5 protein-coding genes are annotated in these 6273 nt (G+C 38.1%); all 5 read right to left on the bottom strand.

The features are described from left to right. Positions 1 to 2000 (bottom strand): carbamoyl-phosphate synthase large subunit (gene carB, locus KAS42_03990; protein ID MCK4905385.1); only part of this gene is annotated, 2000 nt, incomplete at its 3' end. A gap of 139 nt (positions 2001 to 2139) precedes the next feature. Then, positions 2140 to 3264, bottom strand: a complete 1125-nt coding sequence (carA, locus tag KAS42_03985) for a glutamine-hydrolyzing carbamoyl-phosphate synthase small subunit (protein ID MCK4905384.1) — start codon at positions 3262 to 3264, stop codon at positions 2140 to 2142. A gap of 327 nt (positions 3265 to 3591) precedes the next feature. Beyond that, positions 3592 to 4359: a hypothetical protein gene (locus tag KAS42_03980; protein ID MCK4905383.1), complete on the bottom strand. Its 768-nt coding sequence runs from the start codon at positions 4357 to 4359 to the stop codon at positions 3592 to 3594. 201 nt (positions 4360 to 4560) lie between these two features. After that, a complete protein-coding gene (locus tag KAS42_03975) occupies positions 4561 to 5673 on the bottom strand; it encodes a TIGR01212 family radical SAM protein (protein ID MCK4905382.1) in 1113 nt (370 codons plus the stop codon). A gap of 170 nt (positions 5674 to 5843) precedes the next feature. After that, positions 5844 to 6273: tRNA uridine-5-carboxymethylaminomethyl(34) synthesis enzyme MnmG (locus KAS42_03970; GenBank protein ID MCK4905381.1), on the bottom strand; the 430-nt coding region annotated here is incomplete at its 5' end.

Raw genomic sequence — 6273 nt, 5'->3', positions numbered from 1 at the left:
TCTAACACATCTTCCAGTGTCAGCGATTCAAAATACAGGCGATCCGAAGTGTCGTAATCTGTGGAAACGGTTTCAGGATTACAGTTGACCATAATGCTTTCAACATTTTCTTCCTGCAGAGCGTATGAAGCATGAACACAGCAATAATCAAATTCTATGCCTTGACCTATTCGGTTAGGACCTCCACCGAGGATGACGACTTTCTTTTTCCCCGTAGGAATACTCTCGTCTTTTGTTTCATAGGTTGAATAATAATATGGTCGTTCTGCTTTAAATTCTCCCGCGCAAGTATCTAACAATTTATAAACCGCCTTTACATTATTTTTCTTTCTGTATGCTCTTACTTTTTGCTCGGTGGAATTAATAAGATGTGCAATCTGTATATCAGAAAACCCGTCCATCTTCGCTTTTTTAAGTAGTTTTACAGGTATTTTAATCCCTATTTTCTGTCTTCTGTCTTCTGACTTCTGTGTTCTGTATTTCTTTATCTCTTCTTCTATTTCTACAAGCTGTTTCATATTATCTAAAAACCATTTGTCGATTTTTGAAAGTTCATATATCTCGTCAATTGAAAGCCCCATTTTGAACCCATATCTGATATTAAATAACCGCTCGTCGTTAGGAGTTCTTATTTTTTCTTTTATTGATTCGACTAAATCTGTTGAAGGTGATTTCAACCCCGAACCAGAACAAGTTCCCCGCCTGCCAAGTATTGTCGGGCAGGGGTTCAGGGTTAACAACATTTCATCCGATATTTTGTCTTTTCCGTCAGCCCCAAATCCGAACCTTCCCGTTTCAGTGGACCTTATCCCCTTTTGAAACGCTTCCTTGAAATTTCTGCCTATGGACATTGCTTCGCCTATGGCTTTCATTGATGTGTTTAAAGTTTTTTCGGCTTGAGGAAATTTCTCAAACGTGAACCTACATATTTTTAATACGCAATAATCAATAGTCGGTTCAAAGAACGAAGTGGTTTTGCCTGTAATTTGGTTTAAAACTTCAGGAAGCGTAAGCCCTATGGCAAGTTTGGTAGCTACTCTTGCAATAGGAAATCCCGTAGCCTTGGAAGCCAGCGCAGAACTTCTTGATAGACGCGGGTTTACTTCTATTATAACGATATCTCCATTCTCGGGATTTTGGGCAAACTGAATATTTGCCCCGCCGCCGGTTATGTCAACTTTTCTTATAATCTTCTTGGATAAATTTACAAATTGCGCGTATTCCTCTTTGGTTAAACTTTGGGAAGGGGCGACTACAATACTGTCTCCCGTATGCACTCCCATGGGGTCTATGTTTTCCATTGAAGTAATCATAATCACATTATCAACACTGTCTCTCATCACTTCAAATTCTATTTCTTTCCAGCCCACAACCGATTGCTCGACAAGCACCTGTCCTACAGGGCTTACCTCAAGTCCTTTTGTCAGGAATGCTTCCAATTCTTCTTTGTTGTAAGCGATAGAACTGCCGCTTCCGCCCATGCAATAAGCCAGTCTTAAAATTAACGGGAATCCTATTTTAAGCCCGATTTTTAATCCTTCTTCAACGCTTGTTGCAATGCCGCTTTTTGGCATGCTAATTCCTATTTCCCTCATCGCTTTTTTGAATAAATCCCTGTCTTCGGCTCTTGATATCGCTTTTATGCTTGCGCCTATTGATTCAACACCATATTTTTTAAGTATCCCTTCTTTCATTAAGAAATATGCGAGATTCAAACCTGTTTGCCCCCCCAGCGTGGGAAGAATTGCATCAGGTCTTTCTTTCTTTATTATCTCTGTTACTATATCCACAGTAAGCGGTTCGATATAAGTTTTATCCGCTATTTCCGGGTCTGTCATGATTGTAGCCGGATTACTATTAATAAGAACGGTATGATATCCTTCTTCTTTTAGCGCTTTGCACGCTTGAGAACCGGAATAGTCGAATTCACAAGCCTGACCTATAACTATCGGCCCCGACCCTATCATCAAAATTTTATGTATATCTGTTCTTTTAGGCATCGTTAATTTCAAAAGAAACACAATGGAAATAAATTGAAATAGATTGAAATATATAGAAATAAATAGTTTTTATATGTGTTTCGGTTTTGTTTACAACATATTTCCACTGTATATCCATGTATTTCTATCACATTCCCAATTACTGTTTTCTGTCTTCTGTTCCAGCCATTTTTAAGATTCTTAAAAATGCTGGATTTACTTCATCAAATCCCGGACTGAGTGGATAATATTGTGTTGAAATAAATTTTAGGGACTTGCTTTCCATCTCTTCTATAGAATTATCGTTTACATTTCGCAAAGTTATGTTTACCCCGTTTAGAAACGAATTTCTAACGGGGCGGGTGTCTTTTCGATTCTTTATAGAATCTTCATCCACGATAAATGAATGGTTCTGGATGGTAATTTCCCCTTTAAACGAATCAGGCGATTTAACGGGATAATTCGCGCCACGGTGTCCCATTGCCATTTTTTTCAGTTTCCCACCTAGCGCAAGAGCGATGATTTCATGTCCCGTGGATATTCCTAAAACAGGAATTTTACCGAGCAGTTTTTTCGTAGTTTGTGTGATTATAGGGATTGCTTCGTCATCTTCAGGACCATTGGAAATAACTACAGCATCAAATCCCGATTTCAATATTTTACCCGCATCTGTATCGTATGGTAATAAAGTTATATTACATCCCAGAGTTTTTAATTGTTTAATAAATCCGTTAGTAATTCCCAAGTCCAATATCGCTATTTTGGAACCGGAAGATTTGGGTTTTAGTTTTGTGACTTCTTTTACGGAAAATTCTTTTATAAAATCTTTCTTTATATTCTTTGCGGCTTTTTGTAACTTCTGTAGCAATTTCTTTTCGTCTGTTTCTTTTGTGGAAATTATACCCAACATCTCCCCTTTATCGCGGATATGAACGGCAAGTGTTCTTGTGTCAATCTCGCTTATTGCAACAGTCTTTTCTTTTTTCAGGAAATTTTCCAAACTGTCTTCAGCCTGCCAGTTTGAATATATTCGGCTGTTTTCCTTAATAATCAAACCTTCAAGCCGGCATTTTTTTGATTCATTGAATTTTTCGGCTACACCATAATTGCCGATAAGAGGATACGTGAGGACTAAAATTTTGCCCGCATTTGAAGGGTCTGTCATCATTTCCTGATAACCTACAATTGCGGTATTGAGGATGACTTCGCCGATTTTTTCACCGGAAGCGCCGATGGAAATGCCTTCAAAACAACTGCCGTCTTCTAATACTAATTTTGCATTCATCGGTTAAATTTCAGGAAAAGTTTATCAAAAAAATCAATGTTTGGCAAAAGCTAAAGCTCTCCTCTGCCAAATCATAGGATGTTCTTTATTTAATAACTTCCCGAATCGTAATCCATCCCGAAAATTTTTCAGAAATTCCAGAGGGTCCAAAATTTTCGGGATACTCTGTGGGATAATCGAACCAATGTTTCGATTAAAAAAAACCACGGCGCTTTCCACTGCGTCGTGGTAAAAATTTCTTCAACTAACAGAAAGTATTATAACATAAAAATATCCCGAATTCCTCGGGGGGATTTTTCCAATGCGGGGTTATACAATCTGTAATTATCAAATCCTAATATCAGGTCTGTTTCCGGAATCCGTTTTGTTAGTATTTTTATGTTTTTGGAAAAATGCTTTAATATAGCTATACGGCATGCGAAAAAGCCCAATGACAAATTGATTAATAGCTATTTTGGTCGCTCCCTTAAAGGAATATCTCCAGAAGATTCGTTCATTATCGCAGTAATATATCAGCCCTTTGTTTCTTAATAGTTCCAACCTATACTCCAAAAGTCGCTTAAAATCCTCAAATTCTCTATCGTGATAAAACGCAGAATTATATGTACCATCTTTCTTTATGTTTTCTATATGATTGTTATAAGCAGTCTTTAGGCTCCCTGTAGAAATCAGGTTATCTTTCCACAAGCCGGACAAATCATGATTAACAGCATTTTGATGAGTTACGGTAATGAAAGCTCTATTATCTATAGATTTGGAATACAACCACATTCCGCAAACAATATTATTAAATATTGAACCGGCTCCGACTATTACAAAGACGATTCCATCCGAAGACACATAAAAATCATACTCTACTTTATATATCTCGCCTTTTCCGTCATATCTGGTGCCCAGCTTTTTAAAATTTAATTCATCTGCCTTCAAACTACTACTTGTTTTGAATTGTTTGCAGATATCAGGTAATACAAAATTATATTCCGCAGTTTTCTCTATGTATGGCCATTTACGGTGCTTTTCCCACAAAAAGACTCCTATCAATATACTGTATGGGATTACCGAAGATAACAGTAAGAACAACAGTATTTTACTCATATTCTTCTCGCCTTATTTATTTTCTTTTACCTTTTTACCTTTTCCCTCTGGAATTTTGGAAAGGTTCCGAGGACTTGGTCCCGGAAATTCTCCGAATTTCTCGGGGTATTTCTCACTTCTTCCTCTTGTTCAGTTTCCCCTGCCGTGCGTTTTTTTGTTTGTTAATATGCATTTGCGCGGTTGTCGGCAGATATCATGAAATTACTTAATAAATCGTCCTTTCATAGTTTTTGCTTGGTTATGTCCTGCTTTTAATTTTTCTGCCAATTTTTTATCCGACCTGATTTGCGCCATTTCAATGGGGTCTACAAAATGTTTACTCTGATAAGTATTCTTTTCTTCTATTCTTTTATCTATCATATTCAAAACAAGTTGTTTATTCAAGATCCATTCGGGCGCGACGAGAAATTCTTTTGGACAATCGGCGGTTATCCGTTGAATAACGGTTGTCGGTGGCAAATACTGTAAAAATTCTGTGACTATATTTACATACTCGTCCAATTCTAAAGGTTTATATTTGCCCTTTTTGAAAATCTCTTCCAGTTTAGTGCCTTTGACGATATGCAGGGGGTGGATTTTTACACCGTCTATTTTTAATTTAGCTAAAGCTTTAGCGGTTTCCATCATTTCTTCTTTTGTTTCGTTAGGCAATCCGATAATTATATGAGCGCATATTTTTATATTCCGCTTTCGCGTCATATCAACCGCTTTAAAAAAATCTTCGTATGTATGACGCCTGTTTATTAATTTTAAAGTCTTATCGTGGATACTCTGAAGCCCGTATTCGAGCCACACCTCGTAATCCTTAGAATAACTATTAATCAAATCCAGTATTTCTTCATTAACGCAGTCGGGGCGTGTTCCGATAGATATTCCCACAACATCTTTAAACTTTCTGACGACATCATATCTTTCTTTTAGTATATCTAAAGTAGCGCCCGCCACTAAAGCGCTGGCGGGCAGGCCCGTCACAAAACCTTGGGCGGGCAGGCCCGCCATAAGACCTTTGGTGGGCATATCTGTCTGAGGTAGATATGTATTCGTATATGCCTGAAAATATACGATGAATTTTTTCGCGCCGTATCTTTGCCTGCTAAACGCTATCCCGTTTTCAATTTGGGTTTCTATTGGTTTAGAGGGGGTTCGGCTGTTTAAACTAAACGCTTTATTATCACAATAAACACATCCGTCTTTGCTTAGTTTTCCGTCTTTATTCGGGCAGGAAAAACCCGCATCTATGCTGACCTTATAAACTCTGCATCCAAACCGTTCTTTTAAATATTCGGAGAATTTGTAATATGTTGATTTACTCATATGGAAACGCTCTATCTGTTATTGCGAGCCTCGCTGAAAGCGGGATAAACTCCGCGGCGAAGCAATCTCGCTTTTTGGGATTGCACGGTCTGTTCCGAGCCTGTCGTTGAGATTGCTTCTCCCCGACTTGTCGGGGCTCGCAATGACAAGCAAAAGTTACAATGACATCTTTATTTCTTATGCAATTCCCTCAAATACACAATCAAAATACTAACCGCCACGGGCGTAACGCCTGATATTCTGCTTGCCTGCCCAAGATTAAGCGGTTTAAATTTCTTAAGTTTCTCTTTAATCTCAAAAGAAAGCCCCGGCACTTTGCCGTAATCAATGTCGGATGACATTTTAATCTTTTCAAGGTTCCTGAATTTATTCACTTCCGAAAATTCTCTCTTGATATAACCTTCATACTTAACTTCAATTTCCATTTCGCGCAATACCTCTGCAGGATAATCGGAAAGTTTATCCTTTATCTCTTCTATTTTTGTATGGGGGCGTTTAATAAACTGATACAGAGAGATTTTTTCTTTCCCCCCCCCCTTAGCCCCCACATCTTTGATTCGCTTTTGCCCTGCAAAACGAACCAGTGGGGGTTTCTTACCT

Source organism: bacterium, from assembly GCA_023135785.1.
GTDB lineage: Bacteria > CAIJMQ01 > CAIJMQ01 > CAIJMQ01 > CAIJMQ01 > CAZNJA01.
Note: the sequence above shows the minus strand (reverse complement) of the source record. Positions and strands in the feature narration are given on the sequence as shown.